The 17,263-nt window shown below is 61.2% G+C and carries 15 protein-coding genes; 3 read left to right on the forward strand and 12 right to left on the reverse strand.

Annotated features, from left to right (window positions below; genetic code table 11):
• Positions 1 to 15 precede the first annotated feature (15 nt).
• Positions 16 to 861 carry a sulfotransferase family protein gene (locus AC1MEW_RS02430; protein WP_201199481.1) on the reverse strand — a complete coding sequence of 282 codons (846 nt, stop codon included), beginning with the start codon at positions 859 to 861 and terminating at the stop codon, positions 16 to 18.
• 446 nt (positions 862 to 1,307) lie between these two features.
• On the reverse strand, positions 1,308 to 2,879 hold the full coding sequence (locus AC1MEW_RS02435; RefSeq protein ID WP_480425326.1) for a glycosyltransferase family 39 protein: 1,572 nt from the start codon (positions 2,877 to 2,879) through the stop codon (positions 1,308 to 1,310).
• A 213-nt stretch (positions 2,880 to 3,092) separates the two neighbouring features.
• On the opposite strand from AC1MEW_RS02435, the gene AC1MEW_RS02440 reads away from it, so the two are divergent.
• Together AC1MEW_RS02440 and AC1MEW_RS02445 are read left to right on the forward strand one after the other, a co-directional pair.
• Entirely contained in the window at positions 3,093 to 3,680 is a 588-nt protein-coding gene (locus tag AC1MEW_RS02440; RefSeq protein WP_322270130.1) for a phage tail protein, read from the forward strand.
• 54 nt (positions 3,681 to 3,734) lie between these two features.
• Complete coding sequence (locus AC1MEW_RS02445) at positions 3,735 to 4,046, forward strand: DUF6916 family protein (RefSeq protein WP_322270129.1); 312 nt, start codon at positions 3,735 to 3,737, stop codon at positions 4,044 to 4,046.
• 68 nt (positions 4,047 to 4,114) lie between these two features.
• Here the strand turns inward: AC1MEW_RS02445 and AC1MEW_RS02450 are convergent, their stop codons facing one another.
• The 4 genes from AC1MEW_RS02450 to AC1MEW_RS02465 are packed head-to-tail and all read right to left on the reverse strand — an operon-like array spanning position 4,115 to position 8,819.
• Complete coding sequence (locus tag AC1MEW_RS02450) at positions 4,115 to 4,612, reverse strand: GNAT family N-acetyltransferase (RefSeq protein ID WP_322270128.1); 498 nt, start codon at positions 4,610 to 4,612, stop codon at positions 4,115 to 4,117.
• Between the two features lie 11 nt (positions 4,613 to 4,623).
• Positions 4,624 to 6,720, reverse strand: coding sequence for a site-2 protease family protein (locus AC1MEW_RS02455; protein ID WP_322270127.1), 2,097 nt, complete (start codon positions 6,718 to 6,720; stop codon positions 4,624 to 4,626).
• A complete protein-coding gene (locus AC1MEW_RS02460; RefSeq protein ID WP_323570129.1) occupies positions 6,721 to 8,040 on the reverse strand; it encodes an efflux RND transporter periplasmic adaptor subunit in 1,320 nt (439 codons plus the stop codon).
• On the reverse strand, positions 8,037 to 8,819 hold the full coding sequence (locus AC1MEW_RS02465) for an efflux RND transporter periplasmic adaptor subunit (RefSeq protein ID WP_480425328.1): 783 nt from the start codon (positions 8,817 to 8,819) through the stop codon (positions 8,037 to 8,039). Before AC1MEW_RS02465 ends, AC1MEW_RS02460 begins: the two co-directional genes overlap by 4 nt.
• Positions 8,820 to 9,320: 501 nt before the next feature.
• Here AC1MEW_RS02465 and AC1MEW_RS02470 point away from each other — a divergent pair.
• A complete protein-coding gene (locus tag AC1MEW_RS02470; RefSeq protein ID WP_480425330.1) occupies positions 9,321 to 10,010 on the forward strand; it encodes an NYN domain-containing protein in 690 nt (229 codons plus the stop codon).
• On the opposite strand, the gene AC1MEW_RS02475 is transcribed toward AC1MEW_RS02470, so the two are convergent.
• From AC1MEW_RS02475 to AC1MEW_RS02500, 6 genes are all read right to left on the reverse strand, one after another.
• Entirely contained in the window at positions 9,991 to 11,547 is a 1,557-nt protein-coding gene (locus AC1MEW_RS02475) for an efflux transporter outer membrane subunit (protein ID WP_480425331.1), read from the reverse strand. The genes AC1MEW_RS02470 and AC1MEW_RS02475 overlap by 20 nt on opposite strands.
• A complete protein-coding gene (locus tag AC1MEW_RS02480; protein ID WP_201199459.1) occupies positions 11,544 to 12,608 on the reverse strand; it encodes an HlyD family secretion protein in 1,065 nt (354 codons plus the stop codon). The genes AC1MEW_RS02475 and AC1MEW_RS02480 overlap by 4 nt, the downstream gene beginning before the upstream one ends.
• Positions 12,609 to 12,634: 26 nt before the next feature.
• The gene (locus AC1MEW_RS02485) at positions 12,635 to 14,170 is read right to left on the reverse strand and encodes an MFS transporter (RefSeq protein ID WP_480425332.1); all 1,536 of its coding nucleotides are present in this window, start codon (positions 14,168 to 14,170) and stop codon (positions 12,635 to 12,637) included.
• 217 nt (positions 14,171 to 14,387) lie between these two features.
• Entirely contained in the window at positions 14,388 to 15,308 is a 921-nt protein-coding gene (locus AC1MEW_RS02490) for a LysR family transcriptional regulator (RefSeq protein WP_201256809.1), read from the reverse strand.
• 207 nt (positions 15,309 to 15,515) lie between these two features.
• Positions 15,516 to 16,382, reverse strand: coding sequence for an ABC transporter permease (locus tag AC1MEW_RS02495; protein ID WP_201199456.1), 867 nt, complete (start codon positions 16,380 to 16,382; stop codon positions 15,516 to 15,518).
• 20 nt (positions 16,383 to 16,402) lie between these two features.
• Positions 16,403 to 17,263, reverse strand: a complete 861-nt coding sequence (locus AC1MEW_RS02500) for an ABC transporter ATP-binding protein (protein WP_201199454.1) — start codon at positions 17,261 to 17,263, stop codon at positions 16,403 to 16,405.

Genomic DNA, 17,263 nt, shown 5'->3' on the forward strand with positions numbered 1-17,263 from the left:
ATGAGAACGCCGCGATTAACTGATCGCGGCGTCGGCTTTCATACGAATGACATTGGCGGCGCTGGCTGAACCATCGAGCCAAAAGGACAACTCCGCGTATTGCTTGAACAAGTCCGGCGGCAGAATGGTGCGCCTGGTTTGCAGTTCAACCTTGGGTTTGACCTTGTGCAGGCCCGCGATCCCAAGGCCTTGATCGAATTCCGGCGCGTCATATGCCAGGTTGTTGAAATCGTGCTCGAACCACGGCTCTTCGATGAAGTCGTAAACCAGCCGCAGCACCCGCTCCGGGGCCTGGGTCAGCAGGTCGTAATCGACGATCAACAACGACTCGGCCTGTTCGCCGTAATACGCTTCCTTGAGCGCCGCCCAGGCAAAACCCACCAGGCGATTGCGCTGAGCGAGGGTTTCGCAACGGCTATAAACGGTGTTGCGCTCAGCCGCGTCGACAAACAGCTTGGTGTTTTCATAAGGATTGGCGCGGTACAGGCGTTCGAGACTGTCCATCACCCAGGCGACATTGCGCACACAGGCAATCACCTTGGCTTTGGGAAACAGGTCGTTGATGGCCGGCAGCCGCGAGCTCCACAACCGATTGGTGTCGAACACCACTGGTTTGTCGGCCTTGTCGGCGTAGAAAGAGTCGAACAATCCGCGAAGCAGACGGCGACGCAGGCCGGTATCGATCACCGCACCAAACTCGCTGCCGGCGCTGCATTGATCAAGGACGCTGCTGAAGAGAGAACCGACCGGGCTGGTCATACCGGCGTGAAAACGCGGATTCTGCAAAAGAATCGCAGAAAGCAGGGTGGAGCCTGAACGCGGCAAGCCGGAGATAAAGTGGAACTGCTGCAATCCCTTCACCGTAGTCGTAAGTCCATTTGTAGGACAAAGCGTAGTCTATGGATGGGGTTTCCACTAGTGGGCTTTTGATATCAAATTGGAGCTGAATCGATGAAAAAGAGTAGTGAATATCACTGCTCTTCGGGTGAATCGTTTAAGCGCAGTGATCAAGGGCGGCTAGCCGGTCTGGGAGTTAGAGCAGGCGCATTACCCAGATGCTGACCACGATGAATGTCAGTGCCAGTGCGGCACCGATACAAAATCGCACCACAGATGCACGGAGCATGTTCTGTGGCTGGCGGTCCATATCGTCCGCCAGCGCGGCGACAGCGCGGTGCAATTGCTCAATGCTGGCTCGATTCGCAGTATCAGTTGGCGTCCGCCAAACTTGTAGGCAAATTCCGAGAATTGCGTAGTGAGCACAGACCGACAGGCCTGAGCTGCCAATTGTCGGCCTGACGATGCCCTCACGGCCGCACAAACAACCTCGCCCGGACATCTCCCACACGCTTCTCGCCCAGGTTTTGCCAGCCGGCGGGCAATGCGGGGAACTCGTCCGGCATCTGCGCCAAGCCGATCAGCCAGACGCGCCCACCGCTTTTAAGCAATTCACCCAGACTGTCGACATAGACGTCACTGGTCATCAACGTACCGAAGCCATAGGTATTTGGCCGGCTCGATGATCCATCGGCCTGGGGCGGCGTGTACAGCAACGGCTTGGCGTCGGTGCGGTTGTAGTAGACGTAAACGAGATACCAGAGCATGTCGCCAGTGACAATTTGGTCACCGGGGACGAAATGCTGATTGACGTAGTCGACCATGACGCTGAACTGTTCGCCGGGAATGGCCGTGGCGTTGTTCTTAACCCCCACCAGTTCAACCCCGATGAACAGCACCAGAATGGCCAGCGCCAGCACTCGAAACCGTGCGTACAGACGATCAACCGCCAGTGCCACCAGCATCGGCAAGCCCAGTGCGTAGGCGGTCAAATAACGTTCAATGAACACCGGCGAGATGAACGACACCGCGAACACCAGCAGGATCGGCAGCGCGCCGAAAAGCGCCAGCAGGATACTGCCGCGAAATACGCTGCGATCCCGCGCCAGCGCCACGCCGATTATCGCCAGCAACGCCACCGGCAATGTGATGAACAGCCAGCGCGGCAACGTTCCGCCGTCGTCCTGGGTCAGCAGCGACCAGATCATCGACGGTAACGAACTCAACGTGACCGGATCTTCCCAGCCGACATCGCCATTGGCCTTGAGCGCATCCATGTGCTGAATCAGATCGATCAGATTGGGCACCCAAGGCAAGTACAGCAACACAATCCCCAGGTTCGCCAGCCACCAGGCCGGACGCTGGATATGCCGCAGGCGATAACCGGGCTGCACCCGCACCACGGCCAGCCACAACCAGTGACTGATCACGCACAGCGCAGTGAAATAGTGGGTATAGAACGCCGCCGCCATCAGCAGCGCGTACACCACGAGATAGCCGTTACGCCGGGGTTGCCGGACCCAGTACACCAGCGCAATCGTGGCGCCTATCAGTAAAAGGCCGAGCCAGGAGTACATGCGCACTTCCTGGCTGTAACGCACCGCGGTGGGCAACAGCGCCAGCAGGATCCCGGCCAGCAACGCGGCGCGCCGGGTGACGAGCAGATCCACCAGCCACACGCCCAGGCCGACCGTGATGATCCCCGGCAATGCACTCAGGGCGCGGATCGAAAAAATACCGTCGCCAAACCAGTCGATCCAGCCATGCAGCAGCATGAAGTACAGCGGTGGGTGTACATCGTGGGCGGCATGCGCCCAGATTTCGCTCAACGAGTGCTGGCTCAGCAACAGGCTGGAGCCTTCGTCTCCCCAGATCGCGGCGGCCGTCAGGTCGTAGAAACGCACCAGCGCCGCCAATACCATGATCGGCAGCAACCAATATTCTCTGGCCCAACGAACCCATCGTTGCGCGCCCATCCAGGCGCCTGGCGCTGCGTGGGGATCTTGCGTGTCGCCAACCGGCGTTTCTCTACGCGCCTCCATTACTTCCTCTTGCGGTGCCGGAAAAACCACGACGGTGTGGCCCCTGAAACATGCCGTCACTTTAGGCCAGCCACAGGGTAGCCGTCGATGCTGGCTTTGTTCATTACGACATCCGGCAGCGCCGCCGATCCGGGTCTACGCTCTGGCTTGGCGTGACCTGGCCACGCATAGACGCGGGGCCCGCCAGACCACTTACCTGAAGGATGAGGATATATGGACGTATTTATGGGTACCGTCATGACGTTTGGCTTTAACTATGCGCCCAACGGTTGGGCCTTGTGTAACGGTCAGATCATGAACATCCAGCAGTATCAAGCCTTGTATGCGCTACTGGGGACCGTGTATGGCGGTAACGGCAGCCAGACGTTCGGGCTGCCCAACCTGCAAAGTCGCCTGCCGATCTGCCAGGGCACCGGCCCGGGTCTGACCACGCGCGTCATGGGTGAAAACTCAGGCACAGAGAGCATCACCGCCACCCTCAACAACCTGCCCAACCACACCCACACCCTGACCGGGATCACGGCGACCACCACTCTGCAACTGGCCAACCCGGCGAGCAACCCGGCGAGCGTTCCCACCGCGACCAATGCCTACCTCGGCGCCTCGGGTGGCGGGCCAGGTCTGGCGACCATCTACTCCGATGCCCAGGGTGCCTCGCCTGTTGCGCTCAAAGGCGCGGCCACCACGGTTTCCGGCTCCGTTTCGCCCACCGGCACCGGCCTGCCGATGGACAGCATGAACCCGTTTCTGGTGCTGAACTTCAGCATCGCGCTGCAAGGCTCGTTCCCTTCCCGCAACTGAAACACCGCCGGGGGATTCATCTCCCCCGGCCACTCACCTTGCTGGAGTGACACCATGCTGGAACAGGTTCAAGACCAACACTTCCAAACGCTGCTGGGCCAGACCACCACTTTGCGTTTGCCCGATGGCAGTGAACTGCCGATCCATATCGACAGCCTTGAGCAAAAACCCCGCTCACAGTTGCCCAACAGCGAACGCGTGCCGTTTGGTGTCGGGTTCAACAGCCTCGAACCTACGGAGTTTGTGGACGGGTTATGTGCGCTGGAACTGCCCGGGCTGGGCGCGGTGCAGGATATTTTTGTATCCCGCGTACCGGCGATGGGGCGGGATCCGGCGGTGGGGTATTTCTATATTGCGTTTAATTGAACAGGCGCCTACATAACCACTGTGGGAGCAAGCTCGCTCCCACAGGTTTTGTGGCGTTGTTGCGGGCTCTAACCCTGCGGATACCACACCAACCGCTCCGCCGCCGGATTGCACTCCTCGACCGCAAACCCCAGCGCCAGGTAATGCCGACGCGCATGGGGGTTGCTCGCCCAGACCACCGTCGCCACCGGGCAGCGGATTTGCTGTGCGGCTTTTTGCACCCCTTGCAGCACCGTGCGGCCATACCCCTGGCCGCGAGCTTGAGGAATGAACGCCAGGTACAACACACGAATTTCATTGGGGCCGAAATCCGTGGTCAGCGCGCCGATGGGTGTGTCGAGTTTTTCCACCACGTAATGCATCGCGTTGGGATATTCAGCCTCGATCCCTTGCTCCTGCACCCGAAACTGCTGCGCTACCAACGCTTCCACCCGTTCGGGCTCGCCGTCGATCCATTGCAGATCGGGCCTGGCCGCCTGATACAGACTTTGCAGAAAGGGCCCGTCACTGGCCCGCGAAGGCCGCACCACCAAACCGTCCGCCGCCACTGCACCGTTGTTCGCCATGCTGCTCTCCCTTAGAAACCGCTTTCCCTCACACCCAGCGCCGCCATGCGCCGCCAGGCCGTTCCCAGTAACGACTCACCGCTGCCCTGCAACACCACGATTCCGCGCAGGGGTTGTATCGGCGTCGGCGCGTTGTCGAGCAGGCTAAGCCGCGCGCCGTATTGCGCTTGCACCGGCTCAGCCCGTTGCGACTGATCACGGCGTACGGCAATCGGCCCGTGATGGTCGGACGTCAGTGCTTCCTGATCAACATAAGAGACGCCATTGGCGTCGATGTCCGTCAGTTGCACGGCGACCGCCGGGTGCATCGGGTCGTCGGCGATAAAGCGCCCGTGCGCCCCCGGCGTCACACGCCAGAGGTCCGCCTCGGCCAGATAACCGCGCAACCGCGCGCCGTCTTCGACCACCCGCGCCAATGGGTCTTTGGTGGCCAGCCAACGACCGGGCACCAGTTGCGGCAGTAAATCGCGCACCGTGCCGGCGTGGGGTGCACGCAGCAACAGGCGCTCGCGCTGAGCGGCCAGCCCACGGTATTCGGCCACCGCTTCGGCCAGGCGCTGTTCGACGATATTGGCATCCGCTGCCGTTTCGCTGCGACCGGCCTGACGGCGCATCTGCAACTGCTGGATCTGAATTTCCTGACGGACAATAGCCTGGCGCGAGTCCAGATCCGGCGATTCCAGCTCGACCAGCACATCACCCTCGGCGACTACCTGACCGTCATGCACATTCACGCGTTTGACCCGCGACGCCACCGGCGCATGCAAGGCACTGGCGCGTCCGGCCTCGAGCATCGTCGGCAACTCCACCGCGCTGCGCCAGGGCAACACCAGCACCAACAGCACGCCGAGCAACGCCAGGCCACTGAGCAACACCCGCGGTCCGTGGGCCTGTTCCCGGCGGGTCCACCACTGGCGCCACTCACTCATGATCGGCAGAAAAATGAACCACACCAACTCCACCAGCATCAGGAAAATCCCCAATACCTTGAAGAACAGGTGGTAGACCGCCAACGCGATCCCGAAAAACAACACTGCACGCCACAACCATGAGCCATACCCCCACATCAACAAACGCCGCTGCATCTTCGGCGACCACGGCTCCGGCGCCGCTTCGCCATAGCCGAACAGAAACTCACGCAGACGCCAGCGACACAGGGCAAAGGCCCGGCCCTGGAGGTTGTCCACTTCAAGAAAATCGCTGAGCAAAAAGTAACCATCGAAGCGCATGAACGGGTTGAGGTTGATCACCAGCGTAGTGATCCACGTGGCACTGGCAAGCATGAACGCCGCCGTACGAGCGGGGCCGTCGGGCAGCAGCGACCAGGCCAGCAACGCGATGCAGGCCAGCAACAGTTCCGCCATAACACCGCCAGCACCAATCAGCAGCCGCGCGCGCCGATCGTTGACCCGCCAGGCGTCGCTGACGTCGGTATAAAACATCGGCAGCATCACCATGAACGCCACGCCCATGCTCTGCACCCGGCAACCGGCGCGCTTGGCCATGAACGCGTGGCCGAACTCGTGACACAGCTTGGCGAAGAACAGCGCCACGCCGAAGGACAAGGCACCACCGAGGCTGAACAAATGCGGGAACGTCGCCACAAAGCGCTGCCAGTCCCTCGACACCAGAAACACCCCCAGCCCCAAGGTGGCCGGTAATCCATAGCGCAACGCCCGCGGCCCAAAACGCTCCAGCCAAGGCCAGGCGCGATTGAGAAACGCGTCGGGGCGCCATAGTGGAATACGGAAAAACAGGTATTGATGCAGCAGGATTTGCCACAGGCTGCGACGCTGAGCGGCGGCCTTCAGGCTGTAGCTGGCGCGTTGTTGCGGATCGAGGGCGGAGATCAAGTCGTGACTGCGCAAAAAACCCAGCAACTGCTCAAGCTCGGCGCCGTCCAGCGGCAAACCCGGCTCACGGTTGGCGGCGCGCAGCACCTGCTCGGGATCGCCAAGGGACCAATGTCGTAGCAAGCGCATCGCCGTCGCGCCGAGTTTGAAATAGCGCCCGCGCACCGGGTCGGCCAGGGTCCAGCGCGGCGAGCCGTCGAGGGCTGGGGCCGCGGTCGACAATTGCAGGTCGGCCCGCAAGCTCGGCAAAACCATCTAGAGGCCCACGCTTTGCCGCAACCCGGCCAGTGGCCGGCGTAACAGGTACAACGCCAGCGGCGCCCGGTCGCCGAAAATTTTCGCCGTACCGCGCAAACCGATACGCGGCGGGGCATTTTCGAAATTGGCATCCAGCCGATAGGCCAGTTGCCCGCCCGCCGTGGGCTGTGCCTCGTAAGCTGAGCGTTCCAGCTTGGCCAAATGGCGCTGCAAAGGATCACTGTCGAGAAACAACGCGACCTGCGCCCCCGGTTCCAGGGCAATCGCGTCGCCCACCGCCAGCTCGATGCGCAGTTCAGCCTGGTTCGGGTCGGCGATTTCCATCAAGCGTTCGCCGGTTTGCACCGGTTTTCCGGTCCAGCGGTCGGCGTCGGCAAACACCGCGATGCCGTTGCGTTCGGCACGGACTTCACTGCGTTTGAGCAGTTCACGGGCGTAATCACGTTCGGCGCGTTTCTGCTCGACCCGCGCGGCCAATAAATCAATTTTCGAACTGGATTCAGCATCGGCGAAAGAACGCTGGGAATTGGCCTTGAGCTCGGCTTCAGCCACACCCAGCGCACGATCAGCCACATCGGCCTGGGCCTTGAGGGTGGTGCTTTCGAAGCGCAGCAGCAGGTCGCCGGTTTTTACCGTCTGGTTGGGTTTGACCAGGAACTCGGCGATCACTCCATCCAGCGGAGCCGCCACCACGCGCCCGCCCAGCGGCACGACTTCGGCCGGCGCCAGCACTGATTGGCGCACCGGGATCAGCAGCCCGAGGAGTAACACCACGACCAATGCGACCTGACGTTTTCGGGTCCAGCGCAGGCGCCAGGGTTTGCGCGGTTGCAGCGCCAGCCAGGCGTGGCTGTAAGTGTCGCCCAGTTGTGACAGCAATATTTGCTCAGGCGGGTTCCACGCCACGTCGCGGGCCAGCCACAAACCGCCGAACACCTCGCCCTGATGATCCACCAAGGGCAGCCAGAACACCTGGGCGCTGGAGAGGCTTTGCCAGTCGGCTTGAATCGATTCGCTCAGCAGCGTGGGGGAAATCGCTCGCGCCTGCTTCAACAGGTCGAGCTTGAACAACTGCGCCACCGCCTGCTCGACGAACGCCACGAATGGCGCGTTCGGGTCCACGGTGCTTACGCCGGTCACGGCTTGCACCTTGCCGGCAATCAACAACGCCGCGTGGCGAAAACCAAACAAGGCCTGGCCGTCATTGACCAGGCTGTAAGCCAGTTGCGCCGGGTTGCGAGCGGCGCGGGTCTGACGTTCAAGGTCGAGGAACCGGGCGAAGACCTGCTCGGCCCCGCCCGTTACCGGGGCGTTCACTTGAGCTCCGCGAAACGCGCCGTTCCGCTCATGCCAGCCAATAGGCCCGTGGCGTTGGGCAGCGTCGCCACCAACAGCAAGGTCTGGCTGCCTTCATCGATGCGCGCGCCGAGGCGCTTGACCGTGGCATCCAGCGGCTGACCGGTTTCATCGGGCACAAAACTGAAGGTTTGGCCGGGCTTGAGCTTGCCCATCCAGCGCGACGGAATCAGCAAATGGATTTCCAGGGTGCGGTTGTCGACCACATCCAGCAACGGCGCGCCGGCAGCCACGCTTTCATAACGCTGGACCTTGCGCTCGACAACCTGGCCATCAAACGGCGCGATCACGCTGCAACGTTTGACCTGCACTTGATAGACCTGGGACTGCGCCTGAGTCTCGCTGACCTTGGCCTCGGCCCGCGCCACTTCGAAACGCCCGACCGAATTCAACGCTGCCAATTGCTTGTTGTGAGCCAATTCTTCACCGGCCCCACGGGTGGCAGCCTGCGCCGCATTGAGCTGGGCCTGAAAGCCCGAGCAATCGAAACGCGCCAGGGTGTCGCCCTTCTTGAACGACTCGCCCTCACTGAACGGCAACTCGACAATACGCCCCGGCAACTCGCTGGCGAGCACCGCTTGATCCCGCGCCCGCAGCACGCCACGAGCTTCACTGCTGGCCTGCGAAGTGCTACCGACCGGACTGTTTTCCAACAGCGGATCGTCTGCCGCGGGTGTTTGCGCCTGTACTGCGCACGTTACAAAGGTCAATCCTAGAACCCAACTTCCAAAACGCGGCATGACCGTGACTCCCTGACGGATGAGCGGAGTCTACGACAGCGCGGGGTGGCGTCAAGCGAGTAGCCATCATTGGATAGAAATGTGTTGTTTCAAGAAGGACATAAATTTCAGAGTTCTCGCTTGTTCTCGCACTCATTGGGCTTGGGTAATAAATCCCACACAAATTTGGGAATACCACTTCAGTCAATCCTGAAAGGGGTGATGGACCTTTTTGCTCCTATACACCCACACCCCGACGCTGCTTGTCTGTCGCAACAATCATTAACAGATGAAGCTATTCGCGACTTGACCTTCGGCCCGCCCCCCCCACAAAACTGGATTGCCGGTGCTGGAAAAGATCCAGTCGAGTAGTGCCCTGATCAGTCGAAGGTTGACGTGCGTGACACACTCAATTTAGGATCAGTGCACTACTCAACCCCGTACGCAGAGATTCAGTTCTCTGGCAGTAGGTGGTGAAAAAACCGGCTTCGGCCGGTTTTTTCGTTTCTGAGGGTTGGATTTGTGCGCACTGCGTTCTTTGTTGATGGCTACAACGTGTTCTACGGGTTGCTGGCTGACACACCTTATAAATGGCTAAATCTGCCGCAGTTGTTGGCGCATATCGCTCACATTGAAAACCCTCAAAGCTCTGTCGCCTCAATCGTCTACTTCACCTCGTCGGTTAAACCCGAACTGGCTACGCGCAGCGTCGCGTCCAAGGAAGCTCAAGATACTTACGTCCGTGCCCTGAGGGCTCACAATGTTGTCGTTCACTATGGTCGCCACCAACTCGAACCTGCACGCGCACCACGCTTCATCAACAAGAAACTCCGTGCCTCGCGTCAAGATACGATCCCTGTCTGGAAACTCGAAGAAAAGGAAACGGACGTCCATATCGCGATAAGCATGTATCGCACGGCGGCCAGACAAGCCAATGTCACGGCGACGGAAAGCATCCAGCAACTTGTTCTGGTATCAGGGGATACGGATATGGCCCCCGCACTCAGGGCGATCCGAGAAGACTTTCCCCAAATAACCCTAGGCATCGTTCTTCCATACAGGACGGGGCTCAAACGAACTCCGCCCGGTTCGTTGAAAGAGCACGCTCACTGGATGCGACGAGTCATCAGCGCAGAAGAGCTGCAATCACACCAATTTCCAGACCGCGTTCCGACCCGTAAAACACCCGCCATCAAACCGGATTATTGGTAACGACGTTCGCCACCGGATAAACCGACTCCCACCCTCCCCCCAACGCCTTGTACAACCCCACCATCGCCAGCGACACCCCGGTCGAGCTCTCGACCCATTGCTGTTGCGTCGCCAACAATTCGCCTTGCACCGTCAGCACGTTGACGAAGTCCACCACGCCTTCCACGTATTGCTGTTGCGCGGTGCGCAGGGCGATCTGGTTCTGGCGTACGGCTTCGGCGAGGCTGTCGCGGCGCAGTTGGCTGGCGTTGTAGGCGGTCAGTTGATCGTCGATTTCATGCCAGGCGCGCAGCACGGTTTGCTGGTAGGCCAGCGCCGCTTCCTGTTGCTGGGCTTCGCGCAGGTTGAGCATGCCGCGCAGACGGCCGCCGTCGAACAGCGGCAGGCTGAATTGCGGGCCGATGCCGAACGAACGCGAGCCCCAGGAACCGAAATCGCTCAGTTGCATGGACTGCGAGCCGACGTTGCCCGACAGGGTGATCCGCGGATAGAAATCGCCCTTGGCCACGCCGATGCTTGCGGTCGCGGCATGCAGCCGTGCTTCGGCCTGACGGATGTCCGGGCGACGCTCGGCCAGTTGCGACGGCAGGCCGATGGCAACCTGACGCGGAGTCTGCGGCACCGGGGCATCTGTGGATAACTCGGCTTGCAACGCTTGCGGCGGCTCGCCCATCAACAGGCTCAGGGCGTTGATCAGTTGAGACTGACGCTGCTCCAGCGCCGGCAGGCGAGACTCGATGGCCGCCACTTGTGCGGCCGCTTCAGCGACGTCCAGGTCCGTGGCCACGCCGTCGGCCAGGCGCAGTTGCGAGAGCTTCAGACTGTGCCGGGCGACGTCGAGATTCTGTTCGGTGACGGCTCGGGTGTTCTGCACACCGCGCAACTGGATGTAGTCCTGAGCGGTTTCGGCCAATACCGACAGCAACACGCCGCGACGGTCGTTTTCGGCGACTTCAAGGGTCGCGTCGGCGGCTTCAGTTTCGCGGCGCACGCGGCCCCAGAAGTCCAACTCCCAAGACGCAGAGAAGCCGGCGTCCCAGAGGTTGAACGCCGAGTCGCCGTTTTTGCCCGACGGATCGCTCAAGCCCACACCGCTGTTGCGTTCACGGCCATAACTGCCGGTGGCGGCGGTGTGAGGGTAACGATCAGCGGTGATGACCTGGCGGGCGGCGCGGCTTTGCTGCAAGCGGCTGCTGGCGAGTTTCAGATCGAGGTTATCGATCAGGGCCCGCTGGGTCAGGGCTGAGAGTTTCGGATCGTGGAAAATCTCCCACCAGCGTTCGTCCATGGTTTGGGCGACAGCTTGGCTGGCGGCGGGCTTTGCTGGTTTTGACCATTCGGTGATTTGCTGTGGCTCAGGTTTTTGGAAGTCCGGGCCGACGGTGCAGGCAGACATCCCCAAGACGAGCAAGGCGCAGAAAGTCAGTTGCGGCCACTGGCCTCTTCGCGAGCAAGCCCGCTCCCACTTTGAAATGCATTCCCCTGTGGGAGCGGGCTTGCCCGCGAAGGCGTCAGAATGATCAACGGAGATTTTCATCGTTGAACGACCTCATGCTTATCAACGCTGGCCGTATCAATCTGCGCCTCCACCGACATCCCCACCCGCAACCGCCCAGCCAACGGCTGGCCCGGCTCAAGAACGATTTTCACCGGAATCCGCTGCACCACTTTGGTGAAGTTGCCAGTCGCGTTATCTGGTTTGATCGAAGCAAACGTCACCCCGGTGGCCGGCGCGATACTTTCGACACGACCGCTCAACGCTTCGCCACCGAGGCTGTCGACACGAATCCGCACGTCCTGCCCCTGCTGCACATCCGTCAGTTGAGTCTCCTGGAAATTGGCGACCACATAAGCCTGAGCCAGCGGCACCACCGCCAGAATCTTGCTGCCCGGCGTCACATACGCGCCGACCCGCACTGCACGCTCACCGACCATGCCGTCCTGCGGCGCAACGATGCGGGTGTAAGACAGCTCGTAGCTCGCCATTTCCAGCGCCGCTTGCGACCGCTTCAGCCCACCTTCCGCCGCGTCACGCTGGGCGGTGAGGATCTCCACCTGCTTGCGTTCTGCCGCCAGTACCGCCATAGCGTTGGCCAGCCGCGCGGTGGCCTGATCGATATGGGTCCGCGCCTGTTGCGCGTTCTGCACCGTACCGGCGCCCACGCCCGCGAGGTGGTTGTAGCGGTTCAGTTCATGCTCGGCGAAGGCCATTTCGGCCTTGGCCGACACCACCGTCGCCTGAGCCTGAGCGATCACCGATGCCTGGCGCTCAAGGGTCGCCCGAGCGTTTTGCAGTTGCGCCCTGGCCACCAGGGTTTCGGCGTCGGCGGCCTGGGCGGCGGCGCGCAAATCCCGGTCATCGATCAACGCCAGTAACTGCCCCGCCTTGACCTGCTGGTTGTCCTCGACCAACACCTCTTTGATAAACCCGGCGACCCGCGGCACCACCAGGGTGAAGTCCGCAGAGACAAAGGCGTCGTTGGTGCTCTGTTGCGTGCGCTTGCCGAACAGTCCTGGCGCGACCAGGTAAATCAGCACGCCGACCGCGATCGCTGCGGCAACGCCGACAGCCACTTTTTGCTTTGGATAAGTCGTCATAAAAACCTTCTGTTTCAATGAAGCGTTCAAGTCGGCGCGCGCGGCGGATAGATCCGCGTCGGCAGCCAGAAAATCAGCAGGATCAGCGCCACCGCGACGCCGGCCATGCACAGATAAAGATCGGAAGACGTCAGCACCACGGCCTGCTCATGCAGCCGATGGGCAAGGCCGGCACTGTCGCTGTCGGCCAGGGGAGAGTTACCGAGGCTGTCGACCAACATGGTCGAGTGGAAATGCAACCGTGAGGTGGTCAGCGCATCGAGTACGCCGGTGGCGATCACCGCGGCCAGGCCTTTGACGGTGTTGAACCAGGCCGAGGCGAACGGCCCTTCCATCGGCGTGATGCTGCCGGTGGAAAGCATCAGCAGCGGCAACACCGCCATGGGCTGACCGAAGATTTGCAGCAGTTGCAGGAGGTAGAAATCGTCGCGAATCCACGCCGAGGTCAGTTGCGAACCACCGAGGCAGGACAACGCCAGCATGCTCAGGCCAATCCCCAGCACCCAACGGCAATCGACCCAGCGCAGGTTGCACAGCGCCGCCACCAACGGCAGCGCGATCAATTGCGGCAGCGCTGCCAGCAGCATGATCGGCGCGGTCTGAATCGGCCGATAACCCTGGACCTGCGCCAGGTAACTGGAGGGAATGATCACCACCGCCAACAGCACCACCAACACCCCGGCGAGGGTCATCAAAGCAAACGACAGGTTGCGGATGCCGAGCATCTGCAACTTGAAAAACGGAATCGGCTGCGACCATTCGTTGATCAGGAACAGCACCAGCAACAGCAACCCGCCGCCGAGCAAAAAGCAGATGAGGCTCGATTCGAACCAGTCCAGCCGATTGCCCTGCAAGATGCCGATCACCAGCATGCAAATCGCCGGAAAGCCCAATAGCAAACCACGCCAGTTGAACTGCTTTAAGCGCTCCAGGCGCAGTGGGTCCTGAGGCAAACCGTAGGCCACCGCCGCCATGGCGATCAGGCACGGTGCGATGATTTGCCAAAAGGTCCATTGCCAGCCGACGTACTCGGTCCACAACCCGGCCAATGGTGTGCCGAGGCCGGGGCCGAATGTCGCGGTCAGGGCATAACCGGCCAGGCCGTAAAGCTTGACGTTGGCCGGCAGGAAACGCAGCGCAACGGTCATCAGCATCGGCGGCAATGCCCCGCCGGCCAGGCCTTGCAAGATGCGCATGAGCAACAGGCTTTCGTAATTCGGTGCGAACGGGCACAGCACGCCGAGCAAGGTGAAGATGCCGATGGCGTAGAGAGTGAAACGCCGCAACGAGAACGTCACCGAACACCACGGCGCAAACGCCATCGCCGCCACCGAGGTCGCGGTGTAACTGGCGACCAGCCAGGTGCCTTCGTCGTAACCGATGGCCAGCGCGCCGCGAATGTCGGCCAACGCGACTTTGGTCACCATCTCGTTCAGGCCGGACACCAGCACCGCCAGCAACACGCCCACCAGACCGATGATGATCCGCAGACCGAAGACCGGTGGCGTGACGGCGGTGGGGCTGGCCACGGCGAAAGGGGCCGGGGCCGTGAGGGAAGTCATGGGGTGCAAGCTCCGGAAGGGAATACCGGAGCATTTTATGGAGCGTGGGGCGTTACGAAAATTGACTTGTTGGCAGGTTATAAGTGCGTCAGGCGCAGCAATGAAGCCCCTGTGGGAGCGGGCTTGCTCGCGAAAGCGGTGGGTCAGTCAATATTGATGTTGAATGTAATGGCCTCTTCGCGAGCAAGCCCGCTCCCACAGGGGATTTGCGTCAACTTCAGATCGGTTGCGCGGCCAGCCAGGTTTCGTCGCAACAGGCCTTGAGGGTTTCGCGCATCCAGCGGTGGGCCGGGTCTTTGTCGTAGCGCGGGTGCCAGGCTTGAGTGAGCATTAGCGTCGGCAATGGAATCGGCAGGGTGAATGAACGTAGTTTCAGGCCCAGACGCCGTACGCTCAGCAGTGCTTCCTTGGGCACAGGCAGCAACAGATCGGAATCCGGCAACGCAAACATCGCCGCATGGAAACTCGGCGCAATCACCGCCACCCGCCGCTCCAGCCCCAAGGCATTGAGCGCCGTGTCGATCGGCCCACGGGCAATGCCGCGACGGGACATGCTGATATGGGAGAACCCGGCGTAACGCTCGGCGGTGATTTCTTCGGCAAACAGCGGATGATCTTCCCTGGCCAGGCCGACGAAGTGAGTAGCAAACAGGTTCTGAATCTTCACTTCCGGCATCGACGGGCGATTGTTGCTGATGCTCAGGTCGATCCGCCCTTCACGCAACGCCTCATCGTCCCCATCGCCTTCCGGGACGAAGCGCAGCTCGCAGTGCGGGGCTTGGCGCTCCATGGTGTCGAACAGCTTGCCGCCGTAAACACCGACGAAAAAGTCATTGGCGCGAATACTGAAGCGACGGCGTAATGTGCCCAGCTCCACCGCATCGGCCGAGCGGAACAACAGCGCCGCTTGCTCCACCACGTCCCGCACCTGCTCGCGCAATGCCAGTGCCTTGGGGGTCGGCACCAGTCCACGGCCGGCGCGCACCAGGATCGGGTCGCCGATGGCTTCGCGGATTCGGGTCAGGGTTCGGCTCATGGCCGCCGGGCTGAGGTTCATCCGCCGCGCGGCGCCGACCACACTGCCTTCGTCGAGCAAGGCATCGAGGGCGACCAACAGGTTCATGTCCGGGAGTTGCATGCTGAGCACTCATGGCTGATCAGGAATGATTCAGGCGCAATGCTAGCAAACATCCTTGGGTTGGGTGGTGGCTGGGCCGGCGCCTTCGCGAGCAAGCCCGCTCCCACAGTAGATTTTCGGTGGACACGGATTACTGTTCGACACCGAACCCTGTGGGAGCGGGCTTGCTCGCGAAGAGGCCAGACCAGGCGCCGCAGAAACTGAAACCTACCGCTGCATCCCCCACCGCTTCACCGTTACCCGCTCCAGCGTGTCGAACACCAGGTTCTCCACCAGCAACCCAATCAAAATCACCACCGCCAACCCGGCAAACACTTTGTCGGTGTACAGCTCATTGCGATTCTGAAAAATGTACCAACCCAAACCACCCTTGCCGCTGGTGGCGCCAAACACCAATTCAGCCGCGATCAGCGTGCGCCAGGCAAAAGCCCAGCCGATTTTCAGCCCTGCAAGAATCGACGGCAGCGCCGCCGGAATCAGGATGAACAACACGAAACGCATGCCCTTGAGGCCATAGTTGCGGCCGGCCATACGCAGGGTTTCCGAGACGCCGAGAAACCCGGCGTACGTGTTCAACGCCAAGGCCCAGAGCACCGAGTGCACCAACACGAAAATCAGGCTGTTCTGCCCCAAACCAAACCACAGCAGCGCCAGCGGCAACAGCGCAATCGCCGGCAACGGGTTGAACATCGAGGTCAGCGTGCTCAGCAGGTCGCGACCCAACTGCGTCGAGACCGCCAGGGTGGTCAGGGCAAACGCCAGCACGATGCCGATCAGGTAACCCTTCAGTAAAACGATCAGCGAGATCCAGACTTTGCTCAGCAACTCGCCGCTGAGCAGACCGTCATACAGGGCGCTGCTGGTTTGCAGAAAGCTCGGCAGCAGCAGGTCGTTGTTCTGAATACGCGCGACGACTTCCCAAAGCACGGCCAGCAATATCAGGATCAGGCTTTTTCGCAGCCAGCCTTGCTGCCAGAGGCGTTGGCCAAGCGGCAGTTCACGCTCCAGCGGTACGCTGGTCAGCGGCTGCAAATCAGTTTCGAATTCTTCACGCGGGGACGATAGATGGCTCATCGGGCAATCCTCTCAATGGCTCAATAAGCGATGCGTATGTCGGAAAAATCCAGCTCACGCTCGGTTTCCGGGGACTGGCCTTCATCGAACAACAACCGATGAATCCGCCGCGCCGACTCCTGAAACGCCACGCCACCGAGGCTGTGCAAGTCGTACTGATGACTGTGGACTTCCGCCCGTACCCGACCCGGATGCGGGGACAACAGCAGGATCCGATTGCCCACCACCAGCGCTTCTTCGATGGAGTGCGTCACAAACAACAGCGTGAACCGCACCTCTTCCCAGAGCAGCAGCAATTCTTCCTGCATCTTGCGTCGGGTCAACGCATCGAGGGCGGCGAAGGGTTCGTCCATCAGCAGGATTTTCGGCTGCATGGCCAGCGCCCGAGCAATCGCCACCCGCGCCTTCATGCCGCCGGACAAGGTGTGCGGGTAGGCATCGGCAAACGCCGCCAGCCCGACCTTGTCCAGATAGTGCAGCGCCCGTTCTTCGGCTTCTTTTCGCTTCAGGGTTTTCGACGCCAGCAATGGAAACATCACGTTCTGTTTGACGGTTTTCCACGGCGGCAGTTGATCGAACTCCTGGAACACCACGATCCGGTCCGGGCCCGGCGCATGGACGGTTTGGCCCTGAAGACGAATCTCGCCCTCGCACGGCTGGATAAACCCGGCGACGGCTTTGAGTAACGTTGATTTGCCGCACCCGGATGGGCCGAGCAGCACAAAACGGTCTGCCGGATCGATTTCAAAACTGACCTGATGGGTGGCCCGAACCACCCGCTGCGGCGTGCGGTATTCCAGGCTGACTTGGTCGACCGACAACAGCGCTTGGGCTGCTGCGGCCGGGTTGCTGGCCGTGTGGCCTTGCAAGGGGGCGTTCAT

This window comes from Pseudomonas sp. ASL4 (assembly GCF_056680395.1).